Origin of the sequence: Pedobacter sp. Leaf170, from assembly GCF_920984665.1 — a bacterium.
Classification (GTDB): Bacteria; Bacteroidota; Bacteroidia; order Sphingobacteriales; family Sphingobacteriaceae; genus Pedobacter.
Genome location: NZ_CAKLBP010000003.1, coordinates 132,627 through 153,559 on the forward strand (window position 1 = coordinate 132,627; position 20,933 = coordinate 153,559).

At 36.1% G+C, this 20,933-nt stretch carries 14 protein-coding genes and 1 other RNA gene; 12 read left to right on the plus strand and 3 right to left on the minus strand.

Annotated features, from left to right (window positions below; translation table 11 throughout):
- Nucleotides 1–119 precede the first annotated feature (119 nt).
- The 9 genes from LUA90_RS09305 to LUA90_RS09345 all read left to right on the plus strand — a co-directional run bounded on the left by LUA90_RS09305 (nucleotide 120) and on the right by LUA90_RS09345 (nucleotide 8,155).
- Nucleotides 120–434, plus strand: a complete 315-nt coding sequence (locus LUA90_RS09305; RefSeq protein WP_231490760.1) for a hypothetical protein — start codon at nucleotides 120–122, stop codon at nucleotides 432–434.
- Between the two features lie 346 nt (nucleotides 435–780).
- Nucleotides 781–1,551, plus strand: coding sequence for an MbnP family protein (locus LUA90_RS09310; protein WP_231459432.1), 771 nt, complete (start codon nucleotides 781–783; stop codon nucleotides 1,549–1,551).
- Between the two features lies 1 nt (nucleotide 1,552).
- On the plus strand, nucleotides 1,553–2,590 hold the full coding sequence (locus tag LUA90_RS09315; protein WP_231490761.1) for a cytochrome-c peroxidase: 1,038 nt from the start codon (nucleotides 1,553–1,555) through the stop codon (nucleotides 2,588–2,590).
- Nucleotides 2,553–3,530 (plus strand): transporter, encoded by a 978-nt coding sequence (locus tag LUA90_RS09320; RefSeq protein WP_231459430.1) that lies wholly within the window; start codon nucleotides 2,553–2,555, stop codon nucleotides 3,528–3,530. The genes LUA90_RS09315 and LUA90_RS09320 overlap by 38 nt, the downstream gene beginning before the upstream one ends.
- A 4-nt stretch (nucleotides 3,531–3,534) precedes the next feature.
- A complete protein-coding gene (locus LUA90_RS09325) occupies nucleotides 3,535–3,990 on the plus strand; it encodes a hypothetical protein (RefSeq protein ID WP_231459429.1) in 456 nt (151 codons plus the stop codon).
- A gap of 443 nt (nucleotides 3,991–4,433) precedes the next feature.
- Nucleotides 4,434–5,084 carry an SCO family protein gene (locus tag LUA90_RS09330; RefSeq protein ID WP_231490762.1) on the plus strand — a complete coding sequence of 217 codons (651 nt, stop codon included), beginning with the start codon at nucleotides 4,434–4,436 and terminating at the stop codon, nucleotides 5,082–5,084.
- 104 nt (nucleotides 5,085–5,188) lie between these two features.
- Nucleotides 5,189–5,611, plus strand: coding sequence for a cytochrome c (locus tag LUA90_RS09335; RefSeq protein WP_231459427.1), 423 nt, complete (start codon nucleotides 5,189–5,191; stop codon nucleotides 5,609–5,611).
- Between the two features lie 59 nt (nucleotides 5,612–5,670).
- Nucleotides 5,671–6,047, plus strand: an RNA gene (rnpB, locus tag LUA90_RS09340) — RNase P RNA component class A.
- A 701-nt stretch (nucleotides 6,048–6,748) separates the two neighbouring features.
- The gene (locus LUA90_RS09345) at nucleotides 6,749–8,155 is read left to right on the plus strand and encodes a sigma-54 dependent transcriptional regulator (protein WP_231490763.1); all 1,407 of its coding nucleotides are present in this window, start codon (nucleotides 6,749–6,751) and stop codon (nucleotides 8,153–8,155) included.
- Between the two features lie 142 nt (nucleotides 8,156–8,297).
- On the opposite strand, the gene LUA90_RS09350 is transcribed toward LUA90_RS09345, so the two are convergent.
- Complete coding sequence (locus tag LUA90_RS09350) at nucleotides 8,298–10,088, minus strand: chloride channel protein (RefSeq protein WP_231459425.1); 1,791 nt, start codon at nucleotides 10,086–10,088, stop codon at nucleotides 8,298–8,300.
- 77 nt (nucleotides 10,089–10,165) lie between these two features.
- The gene (locus LUA90_RS09355) at nucleotides 10,166–10,888 is read right to left on the minus strand and encodes an RluA family pseudouridine synthase (RefSeq protein ID WP_231459424.1); all 723 of its coding nucleotides are present in this window, start codon (nucleotides 10,886–10,888) and stop codon (nucleotides 10,166–10,168) included.
- A 251-nt stretch (nucleotides 10,889–11,139) separates the two neighbouring features.
- On the opposite strand from LUA90_RS09355, the gene topA reads away from it, so the two are divergent.
- Both topA and LUA90_RS09365 read left to right on the plus strand, forming a co-directional pair.
- Nucleotides 11,140–13,704 carry a type I DNA topoisomerase gene (topA, locus tag LUA90_RS09360; RefSeq protein WP_231459423.1) on the plus strand — a complete coding sequence of 855 codons (2,565 nt, stop codon included), beginning with the start codon at nucleotides 11,140–11,142 and terminating at the stop codon, nucleotides 13,702–13,704.
- A 198-nt stretch (nucleotides 13,705–13,902) separates the two neighbouring features.
- The gene (locus tag LUA90_RS09365; protein WP_231459422.1) at nucleotides 13,903–14,307 is read left to right on the plus strand and encodes a hypothetical protein; all 405 of its coding nucleotides are present in this window, start codon (nucleotides 13,903–13,905) and stop codon (nucleotides 14,305–14,307) included.
- A gap of 137 nt (nucleotides 14,308–14,444) precedes the next feature.
- Here the strand turns inward: LUA90_RS09365 and LUA90_RS09370 are convergent, their stop codons facing one another.
- Nucleotides 14,445–14,864, minus strand: a complete 420-nt coding sequence (locus LUA90_RS09370; RefSeq protein ID WP_231459421.1) for a nuclear transport factor 2 family protein — start codon at nucleotides 14,862–14,864, stop codon at nucleotides 14,445–14,447.
- A gap of 269 nt (nucleotides 14,865–15,133) precedes the next feature.
- Here LUA90_RS09370 and LUA90_RS09375 point away from each other — a divergent pair, with 269 nt between their 5' ends.
- Complete coding sequence (locus LUA90_RS09375) at nucleotides 15,134–20,725, plus strand: alpha-2-macroglobulin (RefSeq protein WP_231490764.1); 5,592 nt, start codon at nucleotides 15,134–15,136, stop codon at nucleotides 20,723–20,725.
- The last annotated feature ends 208 nt before the right edge of the window (nucleotides 20,726–20,933 follow it).

Here is a 20,933-nt window from a genome sequence, read left to right on the forward strand (position 1 = left end):
TCAAATTTCTCTTTTAAGTTTGCCATCCTCGATTTCGTTTGTACATTTGCAGCGAAATACAAATGTTAAAGCGAGCCCTAATATTTCTTTTAGTAATCTGTACAATTTCTAATTGTTACATGCAATTAATTGTGTATTCAGGTTACAAAATGAATAAGGAATACATCACTTCAGTATTTTGTATTAATAATGCGCACCCAGAATTACATTGCGACGGACAATGTTTCTTAGCCAAAAAATTGAAAGATTTAGATGGTAAAAACAAACAAACTCAAGATAACTTAAAAAGAGTAATTGAATCTGAGGCTAAATTCAAACAGCTAAGCGTTAACCATCAAATCCCATACTTCATTATAAAATCAGAAAGTGGTTATTTAGAAAAACCTATCAAAGACCTTTCTATTTCAATTTTTCATCCACCGAAAACGGTTTAAGTATTTTTTTTATTAATGGCTTTGCTATTGATTGTTTTGGCTATTTGTTATGCTGAAGGTTATTTTATTTCATAAAAATCGAAATAGATAACATTTCTAAGACGGTCGTCATTGCGAGGTACGAAGTAATCTCATAACAAATAGATTGCTTCGTGCCTCGCAATGACGACAAGAGGTAAAAAACGTCAACGGTATTACAGCGAAGCAGTTACAAAGTAAACATCATTGCTAAAAACCACTATTCTGTTTTCCGCTGTAATGTTAATTTCCCCTAAAAGGCTAGAGATTCTTCATTGCATTCAGAATAACAGAAGACTAAAAATTCACTTATCCAATTTTCAAAAAAATGAAATTATCACAATACTTATTGGCATTGTTATGCCCTATTATACTTTTAACATCATGCAAAAAAGATGGAGATATAATCTCAGCAGATACAAAATCTAGTTTTACATTGGAATTCGAACACCAGGTTAATGGTGCTTCATTAGCGCTAAACACATCAACATATAAAAATGCCAAAGGCGAAGATTACAAAATCAACGTGTTCAAATATTACGTAAGCAATATTAAATTAAGCAAAGCTGATGGAACTTCCTATTTAATCCCAGAGAGTTACTTTCTGGTTGATGAATCTAAATCCGCGTCAAAATTACTAACGATTAACGATGTACCAATCGGCGATTATACCAAAATTGAATATACAATTGGTGTAGATTACGCCCGAAACTTTGCAGGTGCTCAAACGGGCGCTCTCGACCCAATAAATGGTATGTTCTGGACATGGAATAGTGGCTACATCTTCGTAAAACTCGAAGGAACTTCGCCACAATCTACAGCCACCAATAATGCCCTAACTTTTCATATTGGAGGCGTTTTGGATCCGAACAATACCATCCGAACATTTTCAGCCGAAATTAATGCTGCAAATCCGCTGAGAATAAGAACTGATGCTAAACCAAATATGCATTTTATTGTAAATGCAGCATCTTTATTTACAGGTACAACCGATGTAAGTTTTACTAATTTAAATTTTACGATGGGCGGTGCTAATTCGGTGCTCGTAGCCAATAATTATGCAAAAGGACTATTCCGTTTAGATCATATCCACAATTAATATGTGGAGAAAACTAATCGTCTTCGCAATGCTTTTCTTAAGCATTGCGTTGATGTATGCTTGTAGCAAAAACGAGGATGAGATTACACCAGATGAAGAAAATGTCACTTTTGCAATTCCATCAAATTTTCCAAAACCGGCATACAGCTTCGAAAACAATAAACTAACAAATGCTGGTTTTGCATTGGGTAAAAAGCTTTTCTACGAAGCTCGTTTATCGGCTGATAAAAGTGTTTCGTGCGGTAGCTGCCATCAGCAATTTGCTGCCTTTGCAAACCTCGATCATAGCGTTAGTCATGGTGTAGATAATTGCCAGGGAAAACGCAATGCTCCTCCCCTTTTTAATTTAGCTTGGCAGCAGGCCTTTTTTTGGGATGGCGGCGTAAAAAACCTGGAAACATCACCATTAAATGCGCTTACGGACGTTTGCGAAATGAAAACAGATATAGAAACCGTTGTAAAGTTCTTAAAAAATACAGCGCCATATCCTGAAATGTTTAAACGGGCTTTTGGTTCGTCAGAAATAAATTCTCAAACAGTATTAAAATCAATTACTCAATTTATGGGTGTTCTTGTTTCAGGAAATTCTAAATACGATAAAGTAATGCGAAAAGAAAGTGGAATTTCTTTTACTTCAGATGAACAGCTTGGCTACAATTTATTTAAAGAGAAATGTGCTTCATGTCATGCTGAACCTTTTTTTTCAGATTTTTCTTACCGAAGTAATGGTTTGGATTTGGTAAGTACAGATGAAGGGCGATCGCACATATCGGGTGTACAAAGCGATTTTGGAAAATTTAGAGTACCAAGCCTACGAAACATTGAGTACACTGGTCCGTACATGCACGATGGGCGATTCTATAATCTGGATGAAGTTTTAGAACACTATAATTCAGGCGTTAAAGCATCAGAGAATTTAGACTCTTCTCTAAGAAATGGCATATCATTAAGCAGTTCAGAAAGAACACAAATCAAAGCATTTTTAAAAACATTAACCGACAATGAGTTTATCAAAAATAAATTATATAGCGAATCGTAAATTATTAGTTATCACTTTTATATTATTAAGCAGCAATGTTTTTGCCTGTGATATTTGCGGGTGTTTTATGGGCATAACACCATATTTTAATCGAAATAGCATAAGCCTACTTTACCGTTACCGTTCTTTTAACGGCTACAACGGTCAATCACACTCCTTATTCCCAAATGGAGGAAATTTCTTTATTCCATCAAATAGTCAACCCCACCCAATAACAGGTCATGCGGGTAATGCAGAAGACTATGAATTGTATCGTTCGCTTGAAATCAGAGGTAAATATTTCATTAACAGCAAAATTGAAATAAATGTAATTCTGCCTTATGTTTCTAACAGCGAACGTTACAACAGCAATACCTCTACCGTTGGTGGTGTTGGCGATGTAAATTTGTATGCAGGATATCACATTGTGCAAAAATTAGATGATAATTTTAGACAACAGCTTGTGGCAGGTGCAGGAATTAAACTCCCGACAGGGAAAAATGATTTCAAAAATACTGCTGGTATTCGCTATTCTTCATTACAACAAGCTGGAACAGGAAGCACTGATGGCTTTGTTTACCTTAACTATATGGTTGGTTTAGGTAAATTCGGCGCAAGTTTAAATACATCATACAAAGCAAACGGAACCAATAAACGCGATGAAGGAATTGCAAACAGTACAACAAGTTTTTTAAATATTTTTTACACTCAACGAATTGGCAAAGATGTGCAGTTGATGCCTTCTGCTCAGTTTTTTTATGAATATTCTGGCGGAGAGAAGTACAACGGTGGTAAAACCGGAGAACATGTTATGAATAATTTAATGGGTGGTGTTGGTGCAGATATATTCTACAAAAATATAGCACTTAATGCTGGCATCCAGAAAAATATTTGGGAAGCAGAAACCGACCACCCAATGAGTGCCGGCAAAATTTATATTGGTTTAACTTATAATTTTTAATAAAATGAAAAATAAAATAACATTAATTTTTTCAACGCTGATATTAATTTTTAGTGCCTGTAAAACAGAGGCAGATTCAAAAGCAATACGTAAAGAAGTTTTAAATATCCATGATAAGTTGATGGTTGACGGCGAAAAAGTTATCAAAAACAGAATGAAATTGGATACACTATTAGTTAAATTAGAGGCTAAATCATCAGCAGATACAATTAAAATGAGTAACCTAATTACAAAGCTGAATAAAGCCGATGAAAACATGATGGATTGGATGCATTTCTTTAAAGATGATTTTAAAGGAAAAAACGAGCAGGAAGATTTAGCATATTACCAATCGCAAATGATTAAGATTCGTGGTGTTGAAGATAGCTACATTAAGGTTACGAAAGAATCAGATTCGGTGCTTAAAATTTATAATATATTGCCAGCTACTAAGATGCAAATGAAACAACATAAGCATTAAAAGCCTCTCCCTATGAATGTTTGAAGTTTGGCTAATGTTAGTCCGCCCTCTCCAGAAGAGAGGGTTTTAACAGGCAGTATTTTAAACCCTAGCAATAAAAACCGTTCTACGTTCCCCTCACTTTTTGGGGGAGACTTAAAAAAAAACATAATTCTGCCAAATCCAGTTTAGAGTGTTTTAACGGGCAATATTTTAAATGCTATGTGTAAAACCGCTGTTTTTTATTTCCCGCACTCTTTTAGGGAGACTTAAAGAAAACAGAATGCTGCCAAGCCCAGTAGAGGGTAACGGGCAATATTTTAAATACAATGTATAAAACTACTGTTCTGTATTTCCCTCTCTTCTGGAGAGGGACTTGCAGAAAAACTAAAATTACCACAAACGTTCACAGGGTGAAGGCTTTCCCAAACTAGAGGCGTATATTTACATTTTAAAATAAAATCATGAATAAAATTATTTTTTCGATAGCCATTTTCATGCTATCAACAGCTATACTTTCATCTTGTCAGCAAGAAAAAAAATTGCCAATTTATGGCGAGCGCCATACCGAAACCGTTAGAGATGCAGCTGGTATAGAAAAGATAGACACCGTCTATCAAACCATCCCAAATTGGGCATTTTTAAACCAAGACAGCGTTTTAACAACAAATAAGTTAACGGATGGAAAAATCTACGTTACAGATTTCTTTTTCACCTCTTGTACAACCATCTGCCCAACCATGCACCGCAATTTAATGACGGTTTATAATGAATTTAAAAGCAATCCGGATGTGATGTTTGTATCTCATACCATAGATTTTAAATACGACAAACCATCAGTATTGAAAAAATATGCCCAAAAACTTGGAGTTGATGTTAATAAATGGCAATTTCTGTATGGAAGTAAAGATAGCGTGTACACCCTTGCAGAAAAAAACTATTTGGTAGCTGTTGGCGAAGATAGCGCTGCTAAAGATGGTTACATTCATCAGGGCTATTTAGTTTTGGTTGATAAAGACCGAAGAATTCGTGGTGCTTATGATGGCACAAAAGAAGACCAGGTTGCTCAACTTAAAAAAGATATTCCGGTTTTATTGGCAGAATATAAAAAATAGATTCTAAGCCACGGAAACACTCTAGCCTACGGTAGGGAGAGATTAATACGGAATTTTATTTTCTGTGCTTTCAGTGGTTCCGTGGCAATATTAATAAAACATAAATGCGCAAATACATCATCAATTCTATTTTTTTCTGCTCAATTGTCGCCATCATCGTTTCTTGCCAAAATCAAGAAACTATTGATTTGCAAAATTATATGTCGAACGGAAAAGATATTTACAAAGCCAAATGTCAAAACTGCCATGGCGAAAACGGCGAAGGTTTAGGTCAGCTTGCACCTCCACTAACCGATTCTGTTTTTTTGAAAAACAATAAAGACAATTTAGCTTGCATGATTAAGAATGGAATAAGCGAAAAAATTGTCATTCATGGAAAAGAATACAATGAAAAAATGCCAGGTTTCCCTGAATTAGCAGATATTGATGTAGCTCAGGTTATGGTTTATGTTACCAATTCATTTGGTAATAATCAAGGTTTTGTTCCTTATTCAAAGGTTTCTACACAGTTACAAAACTGTAAATAAGCATAAAAACTTCTGATGTTTTGCTGTCTTTATGGTTAAAATAATCCATCTTTGCGCAAAATGCAGGTTGTTCTATCGCTGTCCCGATTTATCGGGAGAGAGGAAAGTCCGGGCAACATAGGGCATCTCGCTTTCTAACGGAAAGGGATTCAGGAATGAAAACCTGGATTACGGATTAGTGCAACAGAAAATATACCACCCAATGCAAATTGGGAAAGGGTGAAAACGTGCGGTAAGAGCGCACGAGCATTGCAGGCGACTGCAGTGTTTGTAAACCCCGAGAGTTGAAAGACCAAATAGGCTAACGCACGTAGGGCTGCCCGTCCGATGTTAGTGGGTAGGTCGTTAGAGGTAAATGGCAACATTTACAGTGGATTAATGATAGAAGTTCTAAGCAATTAGAAAACAGAACCCGGCTTACAGACCTGCATTTTTTATTTTTTGGAAAGGCAAAACAGTACTTCGTGGGTCACCTCAGCCCTGCTTTTCATTACAATCTTTTTGCATTCTTTTTAATGCGATCTGGTCGTCATTGCCTGCGTTAGGCAGGCTAGGAAAAACAACGTGGCAATCTTCTTAATTTAAGCAACAAAAAGTATTTTCATTTCAATCAGGCTTATTAAACAAAAACCTGTAACGTCGAATTTAAAACCTACCCAGTGCTCTAGTTAACTGGAAATTCCATTTTCCGTTTGCCACGGAAATTATTGGTCCTCCGTCATTTCAATTGGAGCGCAGCGGAATAGAGAAATCTTTGGACCAAGAAATACGTATTCAAAGATTTCTAGCTTCGTTCGAAATGACGGTTTAATGTAGAATTAGGCAATTCAAATTAAGTTTCTTGCACAAAATTTCGTTAAATAAACCTGATGGAAATGGCATCCCGAATTTCTCGGGATAAAATGTACAGCAGGACTGAATAATCCGATGGAATTATATCCATTGTTTTCCAAATAAATTACAAACGTTTTATCAAGAGAGAATAAACTACATGATGGATTTTCTGTACTTTATTTTCCAAATAAAAAATAAAACCTTTTTATCAATTTCTCGTTTATAGCCATAACTATGTATAAAAAACTATACATTAACTAAAAAATAATATATTCGTAGCTGAATTAGAATAAACAAAACTGAATGGCCAAACTATTAATTATTGATGATGAGCGGGCGATAAGGAGTACCTTACGCGAAATCTTAGAGTACGAAAATTACGATGTTGAAGACATTGATAATGGTATCGACGGACTCGAAATGATAAAAAAAGGGAATTTCGACCTTGTACTTTGCGATATCAAAATGAATAAAATGGACGGTATGGAAGTGCTTGAGCAAGCGCAACTTATCAAACCAGATTTGCCTTTTATTATGATTTCTGGTCACGGTACGGTAGAAACCGCTATTGAGGCAAGTAAAAAAGGAGCTTTCGATTTTATTTCAAAACCACCAGATTTAAATCGTTTATTAATTACTGTACGTAATGGTTTAGACCGCGGTACTTTAGTTACCGAAACAAAAGTTTTAAAACGTAAAGTAAGTAAAACACGTGAAATTTTAGGTGAATCTGAAAGCATCTCTAAAATTAAAGAAACCATAGAACGTGTTGCACCTACCGAAGCCCGAGTTTTAATTACTGGCGCAAATGGTAGCGGTAAAGAACTAGTTGCCCGTTGGTTACACGAAAAATCGAACCGTGCCGATAGCCCTCTTGTTGAAGTAAATTGTGCGGCAATTCCATCAGAATTAATTGAAAGCGAATTATTCGGACACGAAAAAGGCTCATTTACTTCGGCCGTCAAACAGCGCATTGGTAAATTTGAGTTGGCAAACGGCGGAACGCTGTTTTTAGATGAAATTGGCGACATGAGCCTTTCTGCGCAAGCAAAAGTTTTAAGAGCTTTACAAGAACACAAAATATCTCGAGTTGGTGGCGAAAAGGAAATTGATGTAAATGTTCGTGTTTTAGCCGCAACCAATAAAGATTTATTAAAAGAGATTGAAGATGGTAATTTCCGTATGGATTTGTACCACCGATTGAATGTAATTAATATTCACGTACCACATTTAACAGAAAGAATAGATGATATTCCGGTAATTGCACAAAACTTTTTAGAAAACATTTGTAGCGATTACGGCATGCCGGTTAAGAGAATTAATGAAGGTGGAATGGCTGCTTTGCAAGCCCTGCCTTGGACTGGTAACGTTCGTGAGCTTCACAACATGATAGAGCGTTTGATTATTTTGAGTGATAAGGTTATTACTGAGAATGATGTTCGTGCTTTCGCAAATCCGGGTGGTGGAACCAATATTGGAGCTGCAACCAGTGCACAGATTGCAAATCCTTCAGGTGCTTCAGGTATGTCTTCGTCATTTGATAGTTTTAATAATTTTCAAGACTATAAAGACCACGCAGAGAAAGAATTTATCAAATTTAAGCTGGAAAAAAACAACTGGAATGTTTCAAAAACCGCTGATGAAATTGATATTCAAAGAAGTCATTTATACAGTAAAATAGAAAAATTTGGCTTGAAGAGAACAGAGTAATCTTTTTTTAATATAGAAAAAAGGTATATTGAGTTAACTCGATATACCTTTTTCTTTTTATGCAAACTTGTTACCTTGAACTCGTTGAAACGCAATCTCTAAAAGTTCTTCGACATGCTCAGAATGACGTTATTCAAAAGGTTTAACCCATATAATCATTCTGCCTCATTAACAATGCCCTATACTTATTAAATATCGCGGTTTTAGATACAAACCCTTTATAAATATTGTTTTCATCAACTACCGGTAAAATCCAAACATTGTCTGCTTCCATCTTTCTCAAAACATCTTTTAAATCATCATGCTCCATAATGGTATTTGGTGCAGCATGAACCAGATTTGTAGCTTTTAAATTTTCCTTATCAGGATTACTAACCATTTCGCCGAACAATTCTTCAATATAAATAATGCCTTTAAAATCTCCTATTTCATCGGTAACGGAGCAAATATTCTTACGTGAATTAACTATCTCAGTCATTTTTAGAGCAATTAAATCTTCCATGTACAATTGAGGATAGGTTTTCTCAATCAAATATTTCAGCTTCATTTGATTTAATACTGTTGAGTCTTTGTCTTCATGAGATAATAACTCACCTTTATCGGCAAGTACCTTTGTATAAATAGAATGCTTCTGCGAACTACGATTAATTGCATAAGATATTGCCGTAGTTATCATTAAAGGAACCATCAAAATATATCCACCTGTTATCTCTGCAATTAAAAAAATACCAGTTAGCGGTGCATGCATTATCGAACCCAAAGCAGCTGCCATGCCTGCAACAATAAAATTTGGAACATTTAATTGAGCTAAACCCAAAAGGTTAACGGTGTAAGCAAAAATAAACCCGATTAAGCCACCCATAATTAAACTTGGTGCAAAAGTTCCTCCATTACCTCCAGCACCTAAAGTAATCAGCGTAGCCAGCGATTTCATAAAAATTGTGACCACCGTAAACAGCACAACCATTGCCGGAATGCTGTTATAGTCTTCAAAAATACTGTTATTGATTACGGCCAGATAATCGCCTCTTAGCAAATTTTTCATGGTAATGTAACCTTCACCATAAAGCGTTGGAAAGAGAAACACTAAAAAACCAAGCATTAAACCACCAACAACTACCTTTGCATAGGGATGCTTAATTTTATAAAACAACCCTTTTACTGCGTAATTTGCTTTTGTAAAATAGATGGAAAATAAACCGATACAACCAGCAAGTAATATGTAATAACCTAAAGCATTGATTTGCCAGCCTTCTGTTACCAGAAAAAATAATTGTTGTGTATAAAAAATCCGGGCAACTACTGCTGCTGTAGCGGCTGATAGTAAAAGTGGAATAAATGCAGGTATGGTAAATTCTGGCAATAAAATTTCTATGGCAAATACAATACCGGCAACCGGACTATTAAAAGCTCCTGCAATACCTGCGGCTGCACCGCAAGCCACAAGCATAGTGATTTCACGATAAGATAAACCTAAAAACCGCCCTAGGTTTGAACCAATAGCGGAGCCACTGGTTACAATTGGCGCTTCCAAACCTGTAGAACCTCCAAAACCAACGGTAATTGCCGCGGTTATAATTTGTGAATAGATATTGTGGGGTTCTACCCTGCTTGATTTTTTTGAAATTGCATAAAGCAATGGCGTTAAACCAGTTTCAAACTTACTTTTACGAATAAAATATTTGATGTACAAAACGGTAAAGAATATACCAAACATCGGAAAAATGAAGTACAGATAATATTTATATTTCCAATGCCAATCTGATTGAAGAAACTCTTCTATATGATGCGTTAAACTTTTTAAAGCAGCAGCAGCTAGCCCGGCCAAAATGCCAACAATAACAGCAAGAATAACGAGGAAATTACGGTTTGATATCTTTGATTTTCGGTATTGGTTAATCTTATCTACGTAATTTACAAATCGGATATACATTCTATTGAGGTTTAACAGAGAGCGAACCTTCCAAATGTAAGAAAAACTGAAGGGTTAGGCAATTCTAAACCCAGCCATTAAGCATCAAACTTATCCAAAAGCTTAATTAAAGTAGCAAAATCTTTCGGATATGGCGCATCTATAACAATATCTTTATCATCCAATCCTTTAAAAACCAAATGTTTTGCATGTAGCGCAAAACGTTTCATAATAGGCTGTTCTTCTTCGCCTTTGGTTAGTTTATAGCCACGCTTAATTGATGATAAAAAGACAGGTTTACCTTTGTACATATCATCGCCAACAATTGCAGCACGTTGAGTTGCCAAATGGATACGAATCTGGTGCATTCTACCTGTAATTGGTTTACATTCAACCAAAGTATAATGTTTATAGTATTTTAAAGAGTTAAAAATAGTTTCTGCTCTTTTTCCTTCCGCCCTATCAATAGTTACGTTTTTATTGCCATCATTTAAAATTGGCAAATCAACGGTTAAATCATCAAAAATAACATGACCATCTACTACAGCATGATAAGTTTTATTTACTTTTCTACGCTCAAACTGCATGGAAGCATGACGATAACCTTCAGGATTTTTAGCAATAATTAAAGCACCAGAAGTTTCCTTATCCAAACGGTGACAAACCTGTGCATCATCGCTATATTGTTTCGCTAAACGCAATACATTAGTTTCACCAGAGCCACCTCGCTCATCTAGCGAAGCTAAAAAAGGCGGTTTGTTAATTACGATAAAATCGTTGTCTTCGAAAAGAATAAGGTCTTTAAAATTTGGATACTTCAAGCTATGCTATTATTAATGGATTGCAAAAATACAGATTTTATTTTCAAAGCATTGATTAAAGTGCTTCAATTATAGCTCATGTAGCTATTGAAATGTCAAAAGATTAGGCTGTATTATAACATGCAAAATTTAATTATTTCACACAAAAGCTGGATTTTATATTCCTAAATTCATAAAAAAGTTGTATAAAATTAAGCACATGTTTGGTTTTATAGGTTTATTATAGCTTTATTTGCACAAAAACGTATTTCATGGCCAAAAATTTATTAATCGTTGAGTCACCCGCTAAAGCTAAAACCATTGAAGGCTATTTAGGTAAAGATTTTCTAGTAAAATCTAGCTATGGCCACATTCGTGATTTAGCCAAAGGCGATATGGCTATTGATATCGAAAATGATTTTGCCCAGAAATATGAAGTTCCGGCCGATAAAAAAGCTTTGGTTGCCGAACTAAAAAAACTTGCTAAGGATGCCGAAATGGTATGGCTAGCATCCGATGAGGACCGCGAAGGAGAAGCAATTTCATGGCATTTATTTGAAACATTAGGTTTAAAAGAAGAGAAAACTAAACGTATTGTTTTTCATGAAATTACTAAACCGGCAATTTTAAAAGCAATTGATAGTCCGAGAAGTATTGATTACAACTTAGTTAATGCACAGCAAGCACGCCGCGTTTTAGATAGATTAGTAGGCTTCGAACTTTCTCCTGTTTTATGGAAAAAGGTTAAGCCATCCTTATCTGCAGGCCGTGTACAATCTGTTGCTGTACGTTTAATTGTTGATAGAGAAAGAGAAGTTCAAAACTTTAATGCGGCAGCCGCCTTTAAAATAACGGCACAGTTTTCTACAGGGAAAGGAAAAGAGCTGGTTAAAGCAGAATTGCCGCAACGTTTTGAAAGCGAAGCTGATGCTGAGCAATATTTGCAAGATTGTGCTTCGGCGAAATTTGACATTACAAGTTTAGAAACTAAACCAGCAAAACGTAATCCAGCTGCTCCATTTACAACATCTACTTTGCAACAGGAAGCCTCACGAAAATTAGGATTCTCAGTAGCAAGGACCATGCAGGTAGCGCAACGCCTGTATGAGGCGGGTAAGATAACCTACATGAGAACGGATTCGGTAAACTTATCTGAAACTGCTGTTAACGCTGCCGCTGCTGAGATCAAATCAGCTTATGGCGATAAATATCATCAACCAAGAGTTTACAAAACAAAATCGGCAGGTGCACAGGAAGCTCACGAAGCCATCCGCCCGACGTATTTTGACCGACATACGGTTGATGGTGATATCTCTGAAAAACGTTTATACGAATTGATCTGGAAACGTTCAATTGCATCGCAAATGAGTGAAGCTTTATTTGAAAAAACTACCGCTCAAATTACAGCATCAACCAGAAAAGAACATTTAGTTGCCGAAGGTGAAGTATTAAAATTTGATGGCTTCTTAAAAGTTTATTTGGAATCAACAGATGATGAAGAAGCTGAAGAAAAAGAAGGTGGTTCAATTTTACCACCACTAGCCAAAGGACAAGAATTATTTTTAAATGAAATGCAGGCAACAGAGCGTTACTCTCGTCCGCCGGCTAGATATACAGAGGCCAGTTTAGTTAAAAAACTGGAAGAATTAGGCATCGGTCGTCCATCTACTTACGCACCAACAATTTCTACGGTACAAAATCGTGGTTATGTGGTTAAAGAAGATAGAGATGGCAAGCAAAGAAACTTTACTGCAATTGTTTTGGCTGATGGTAAAGTAACAAAAAATACAAAATCAGAGATTACGGGTGCAGAGAAATCAAAACTCTTCCCTACTGATATTGGCGAGGTGGTAAATGATTTCCTGGTTGAACACTTCAAGGGAATTGTAGACTTTAATTTCACCGCAAAAGTTGAGAAAGAATTTGATGAAATTGCACAAGGTTTACAAGAGTGGACCAAAATGTTGCACTCCTTTTATAACCCGTTCCACACAGAAGTTGAAACCACTTTAGAAACAGCTGAACGTGCTACTGGTGAGCGATTGTTAGGTATAGACCCTGCCAGCGGCAAAAACGTTTATACAAAGGTTGGCAAATTTGGTCCGTTGGTTCAAATTGGTGAGCTAGATGAGGAGGAAAAACCACGTTATGCAAGTTTAATGCGCAATCAATCTGTTGCAACAATTACTTTAGATGATGCACTTGAACTGTTTAAACTTCCTTTTTCATTACCAGATTTTGAAGGAAAAGAGGTTTTAGTTGGCGTTGGAAGATTTGGACCCTATGTTAAATGGGGAGAAGCTTTTATTTCACTTCCTAAAAATGAAGAGCCGCTTTCTGTTAACTACGAAAGAGCTGTTCAGATTATCCAGGAGAAAATGGATGCTGATGCGCCAATTGCTTATTACGAAGGTTTAGGCGTTACCAAAGGTAAAGGTCGTTTTGGGCCATTTATCAAGTGGAACGATTTATTTATTAATATCCCTGCTAAAGGTTATGATTTTGATAATTTAACGCAAGACGATATTGATGCATTGATTAGTAAAAAAGTAGAAAAAGAAGCTAATCGTTTCATAAAAGTTTGGGATGCGGAGAAGATTTCAATTGAAAATGGTCGTTGGGGACCATTCATCCGCTTCGGTAAATTAATGTTGAAATTGCGAAATAACGAAGCTACTAAGCAAAAATATACTCCTGAAGAATTAGCCGATGTTGATTTGGAAGTGATTAAGAAAATGATTGTGGAGCAAGTTCCAAATGCTTTTGAAACCAAGAAAAAAGCACCGGCGAAAAAGAAAGCTCCAGCAGCTAAAAAAGCTGTGGCGAAGAAAAAATAGACCAGGATTTTAGGATTCCCATAATAATGGAGATAAGCTTGGAATTTAATGATTTAAGTCGGTCGTCATTGCGAGGCACGAAGCAATCTATTTATTAAAATAATATCAAAGAACGAATATGAAAGTGTCAATATTAGTTTGTTCAAAGTCTCTAATATTTGTGTTTCGACAGTCTGAACATGACAACTTGATTAAAATATGAAAGCCGATTTACCAGAAAATACAGTTGAAGATATCGCGATGGCGGTTGTGTTGATGAGCGAAACGCCTGAGGTAAAAAACTGGACTGTTTACATTGTTAACTTAAAAAATGAGCCGATTACCAATGTTTTAATCAGTTCAAAAGGTTATGGTGAAAAAGATGGTAAACAAGTGAAAACATCTGTTTTAAGACATTTCATTGGCGACATGAACGCTAACGATTTTAAAGGCGTTGAAGCCATCGACCCCGAAGTTTTTGGTTTAACAAATGAATATTGGTTGAGTTATTACATCGGTTCTACCATTTACGATAAGAAATTCATCTTCCTACCCGAAAGCATTATCGATACAAATTTAATTAAAATCCCTTTGGTAAACAGGCCTGGGGTGATGATAAGATAAGTTGTACAGTATGAGTTTTACGTTGTAGCCATGAGAAAGTAAACCTTATACAAAACGCTTTAGAACGAACAACGTAAAACTTAAAACGTATAACTTACAACGTATAACGTAAAACTTACAACGTAAAACGTATAACGTTAAAGCACCTTAACAGCCTGTCTGCCTAGTAACTTCCATTCTGTTTTCTCTTTGCTCCAGATAAGCAAAATATTAAGTTTCACACTTCCCGGAATATTTTTATCATTCGTTTTAGCATTCAATGTATGGCGCACCAAAGCAGTTTTATTTTGAATAACGATAGTTTGATCGGTTAAATTTATTTCAACAAAATCAGAATTCCCTGATAACAGAGAATGCATAAATTGCTGCTTGGTTTCCACTTTTCCACTAGAATGGCCGTAGCTTAAATTACTTAAAATCAGCTTATCTAAAGCACTACTATCTGGTTGAATCATTAAGTTTTTAAGCTTTTCCACAGCTGCTTCAATTTTAACATTTTGAGCCATGGCTAAGTTTACCGCGAAAACTAAGCTCAAACACATCAATATTTTTTTCATCGTATATAATTTAATTGGGTTGATGTGGTAAACTTATCCAAAGAATAGCAAAGGAACAAATGGAATGTAGTTTTTTAAAAGGCAAATAATAATTGATTCTGCACAAAAAACAAGAAATTTCATACAGATATACAGTAGACAAAAAACATATCGGCCAAATACTATAGTTTTGAATATTAACTAAATCCTCACAAATCTTAGTTTTTCAACATAATTAATTTTAACGAGAATTTTAGTTTATTTTGGTATATCTAATAACGATTTCAAAAATGGAACAACCATCTACCTACCAGTCATCATCCAAAAAGAAATTTATTTTTATCGGTCTTTTAGCCATTTCAATCGCCTCAATTTTTATCTTCTACTTCAACAGGAAAAAGAAAACAAGTGAGGATAATCAGGCATACGCCAAATACATAGAAGCATATACTTCAGGAACCATCTCAAAAAAGAGTTTTATTCGTGTTCATTTAGCCAATGCTGCTACGGGAATGCAAGATTTAGGCAAAGCCGATTTTCGGGATTTATTCGATTTCTCTCCATCAATCTCTGGTAAAACGTACTGGATTGACCCGCAAACAGTAGAATTTAGGCCAGATGAAAATCTGAAACCGGGTAAAGAATATGAAGCGACTTTTAAATTATCAGAAGTTTCTGCTACCGAAAAAGGATTAGAGGATTTCGACTTCGAGTTTAAGGTAATTACACCTGGGGTGATGTTATCTCAAAATGGGTTAATCTCTCAAAATAATACCTCATTAGATTTTATGAAACTAACCGGTGAAGTAGCCACTGCAGATGCCGAAGAAACTTCCAAAATCGAGAAAATAATCGAGTTAGATTTTGACCAGAAACTAAAAATAAAGTGGCAACATGATCCCGCTAAAAATACTTCAAAATTTACTATCGATAGTATTAAGAAAAAAAGTAGTGACCAAACTTTAAAAATTAACTGGGATGGTGATGCAATTGATGCAGACCAAAAAGGTGCTGAAGAAATTAGAATTCCTGCGTTAAACAAATTTGAAATTCTGGATATGAAAGCCATACAAGGCGAAGAAGACTACGCTTTAGTTCAGTTTTCTGAACCTATTGGTGTGGGCCAGGATTTAACGGGAATGATTACCCTTGGCAATTTAGGCGATTTACGTTTTACAATAGATGCAAGTCAGGTCAAAGTTTATGCATCCGAAGAGCTAAAAGGTAATTACACGCTAAATGTAAATAATGGAATAGAAAACATTAATGGTAAAGTTTTATCAGGCGGTAAAACTGCCAGTTTAACTTTCGAGGATAAATTACCCAGTGTAACCATCGCTGGTGCGGGAACCATATTGCCAAATTCCGGCAAGTTAGTTCTGCCATTTGAAGCGATAAACCTAAAAGCTGTTGATGTTACGGTCATCAAAATTTATGAAAACAATATCCCGCAGTTTTTCCAAACAAATAGTTATAAAGATGGGAATGAATTGCGTAGAGTTGCCAAACCTATTTTGCAGAAAACGGTGCGTTTGGATGAAGATAAAGGGCTAAACCTCCATAAAAAGAATCGTTTTACGCTTGATTTAGATAAAATGATTCGCACTGAACCTGGGGCAATGTATCGGGTTACGATTGCTTTCAGGCAAGAATATAACGCCTATAATTGCAAGGAAAATGCTGGCTCCACTGATGAAAATAGTGGAGAATATTATGATGAAGAAGGTGGTTATTATGGAGAAAAAATTGATGAAGACGATGAATTCTGGCAGCGTTACAATAACTATTATCCATCAAACTATCGTTGGAATGATAAGGATAATCCATGTACACCTTCGTTCTACACAAACCAGCGTTGGGCAAGTCGTAATTTAATTGCCTCTAATATTGGTTTAGTTGCTAAACGAGGAAACGACAACAGTATGCTTATTGTTGCAACTGATTTATTAACCGCTAAAGCTTTAAGCGGAGTAAGTTTAGAATTAATGGATTATCAACGGCAAACCATATTTACCACTAAAACCGATGGAGATGGTTTTGCGAAATTTGATTTAAAACGTCAACCATTTTTACTGACAGCAAAAAATGGTTCGGAACGTGGATATTTGAAATTAGATGATGGAAGCTCTTTGCCTTTAAGCAGGTTTGATGTTGGTGGCGATGTTGTTCAAAGTGGATTAAAAGGTTTTATATATGGTGAGCGTGGCGTTTGGCGACCAGGTGATAGTTTGTTTGTTTCTTTTGTTTTGGAAGATAAACTGAAGAAACTTCCAGCTAATTATCCGGTTACGATGGAGTTTTATAATCCAAAAGGGCAACTCTACAAACGTTTAATTAATGGCAAACCTGTAAATGGATTTTACACTTTTAAAACGGTAACAGAAAATACTTCGCCTACCGGAAACTGGATGGCAAAGGTTAAGGCTGGTGGCGCAACTTTTACTAAAACTTTAAAGATAGAAACGGTAATGCCAAACCGTTTAAAAATTGATTTCAACGTTGGAAACAGAACATATTTAACCGCAGGTACATCTGCTTCTACCCTATCTGCAAAATGGTTATTTGGCACTCCGGCTCAAAATTTAAAAGCTAAGGTTGATGTAAATTTGAATACTACAGAAACTAAGTTTAAAGGCTATGATGGGTTTAGCTTTGATAATCCAACAGTTAATTTTGAATCGCAGGTAAAAACCATTTTTGAAGGCACATTAAATGCTGCAGGAACAGCCCAGATTAATACAAACTTAAATGAAAATAATACTGCTCCTGGTGTTTTAAGAGCCAATTTCACTACAAAGGTATTTGAACCCGGAGGAAATTTCAGCATTGATAACTTCAGTATTCCTTATCATGTTTATAGTAATTATTTAGGTATCCGCCCAGAAAAAGGAGATAAATTAAGCGGCATGTTGGTTACCGGAAAAGACCATAAAATTGAGATTGTAAATGTAAATACCGATGGAAAATTACTTTCAGGAAGTAAAACTGTACAAGTTGAGGTTTACAAAACCCAATGGCGCTGGTGGTGGGAACAGGATAATCAATACACTTACGCCAATTTTACTCAAAACCAATACAATAAACTTGTAGAAACGCATCAGGTAACTTTAACAAATGGTAAAGGAAGTTATAAATTAAGAATTGATGAGCCGGAATGGGGCCGTTATTTAATTTTAGTTCGCGATTTAAACGGTGGCCATATTACCGGCAAATCTGTTTATGTAGATTGGCCAGGTTGGGCACAACGTGAGCAAGGCACCAATCCTACTGAAGCTTCGATGTTATCTTTTACCGCAAACAAAGAAAAATTTACGGTTGGTGAAGACATTACTTTAACCATTCCAACTGCAAAAAATGGCAGAGCATTAATTTCAATCGAAAATGGTAGTCGTGTTTTAAAAACCTTTTGGGTTGATACCAAAGCAGGACAAACACAATATTCATTTAAAGCTGAAAAAGAAATGGCGCCAAATGTTTTTGCAAACATTACCTTATTACAGCCTCATGCGCAAACCATTAACGATTTGCCAATTAGAATGTATGGGGCAATTCCACTTTCTGTTGAAGACCCACAAACCATTTTAAAACCAATAATTAAAATGTTGGATAAAATTAAGCCAGAAACAGAAAATACGATTACGGTTGGTGAACAAAACGGCAAAGCAATGAGCTATACCATTGCATTGGTTGATGAAGGATTATTAGACTTAACACGATTTAAAACACCTGACCCACACGGTGCATTTTATGCCCGCGAAGGATTAGGCGTTAAAACTTGGGATTTATTCGATTACGTTTTAGGTGCATGGGGTGGAAATTTAGAACGTATTTTAAGCATTGGTGGCGATGGAAGCATCAATAAAAACCTTAATCCTGCCAAGGCAAACCGTTTTAAAGCCGTAGTTAAATTTATGGGTCCGTTTACTATTGGAAAAGGTGAAAGCAAAACGCATAAATTTAAACTTCCACAGTATATTGGTGCCGTTAGGGCAATGGTTGTTGCCGGACAGGATGCGGCTTATGGTTTTGCAGAAAAATCGGTTCAGGTTAAAAAACCTTTGATGGTTTTAGCAACGTTGCCGCGTGTTATCGGTCCGGGTGAAACATTTACCTTACCTGTAACTGTTTTCGCTACAGAAAACAATTTGAAAAATGTATCTGTACACATCAATACAAATAATTTAATTGTTCAAGGCACCAATAAACAACAGCTTTATTACGCCAAAACTGGCGAGCAAATGGCTTACTTTGAGGTTAAGGCGCCGAATACGGTGGGAATCGCTAAAGTAAAAGTTACAGCTCAAAGCGGTGGCGAAAAAACAGATTACGATGTTGAAATGGACATCAGAAATCCAAATCCTTATGTTACTAATGTGGTATCGGCAACAGTACAGCCAGGCCAAAAATGGGCGGTAAATTATTTACCTATCGGGATGGCCGGAACAAATTCCGGAACGCTAGAGGTATCCTCTATTCCTGCCATAAACCTTAAAAAACGCTTGAGTTATTTAATTCAATATCCGCATGGATGTATTGAGCAAACTACATCAGGCATTTTCCCTCAGTTGTATTTAGATAGATTAAGTCCGCTAAATGAGCAGCAAAAAGCCATGACAGAGAAAAACATAAAAGCTGGAATTACAAGATTAAAAGGCTTTCAAACAACAGATGGAGGTCTATCATACTGGCCAGGAGAAGGAAGCGCTGACGAATGGGGAAGCAATTATGCCGGTCATTTCTTAGTAGAAGCGCAAAATGCGGGTTATACTTTACCAGTTGGTTTACTGGATGAATTATTGCGTTACCAAAAAACTAAAGCGGCGAACTGGGCACCAAACAGTAATAACTTCTATGGCGGAGATTTATCTCAGGCATACAGATTATACATGCTCGCATTAGCTAAAAAACCAGAAATGGCAGCTATGAACAGGCTTAAGGCGTTTGAGTATTTATCTGTAGCTGCAAAATGGCGTTTAGCTGCAGCTTATAAACTAGCCGGACAAGCAAATGTTGCACAACAGATGATTAAAGGTTTAGATGCTTCGATTCAACCTTATAAACAGATGGGCGGAACTTATGGCTCTGACGTACGTGATGAAGCGATGATTTTAGAAACCTTAACATTGCTCGGACAGAAAGCGAAGGCAGCGAGTTTATTACAACCTTTAGCGGCTAAATTAGGCGAAAACACTTGGTACAGCACGCAAACAACTGCGTACAGCTTGCTGGCAATTGCAAAATTCTGTGGCTCAAACCAATCCTCAAATAAACTGCAATACCAATACCTTTTAGATGGAAAAACAGCTCCGGTAAATTCTGGTCAGTACATTAGCAGCACAGCCGTAAACTTTAAGGGAAATACGGCATCCATCACCAATAAAGGGAATAATGTTTTATTTGTAAGATTGGTTTTAGAAGGTCAGCCAGTTGCTGGACAGAATAATTTCTTGCTAAACCGCCCAGATGTGTTAGACATGAATGTAGTTTACAAACGTTTAAACGGAACGCCGCTAGACCCAACTACATTGAAACAAGGAACTGATTTTTATGCCGAGGTTACCGTTAAAAATCCGGGTAGAATGGGTTATTACGAGCAAATGGCCTTAACTCAAATCTTCCCATCTGGTTGGGAAATTATAAATACCCGAGTTAATGATAATCAAAGTATGTTAGCATCTTCGCCATTTACTTATCAGGATATAAGAGATGATAGAGTTTTCACTTATTTCAATATTCGTGAAAACGAAAGTTTGGTTTACAAGGTATTGCTTAATGCATCTTACACCGGTAAATATTATTTATCGGCAATACAGTGCGAAGCGATGTATAACAACGAAATTTCTGCTACGCAAGATGGTAAATGGGTTCAGGTGGTGAAGTAAATGCGTTTAACTTACGAAGTTTAATGGCAAAAGGCTGTACAGACTTTGTAAGTTTATCTCGGCATCAAAACAATATTCAAGCCTGAAATGAGCATACATTGCTTCATTCCTCGCATTGATGACCACCATGTACGTCATTGCGAGGCACGAAGCAATCTTAAGCAAACAATCTAAATTTTTAGTTGCGATAGCCTAAAGAAAATATAAG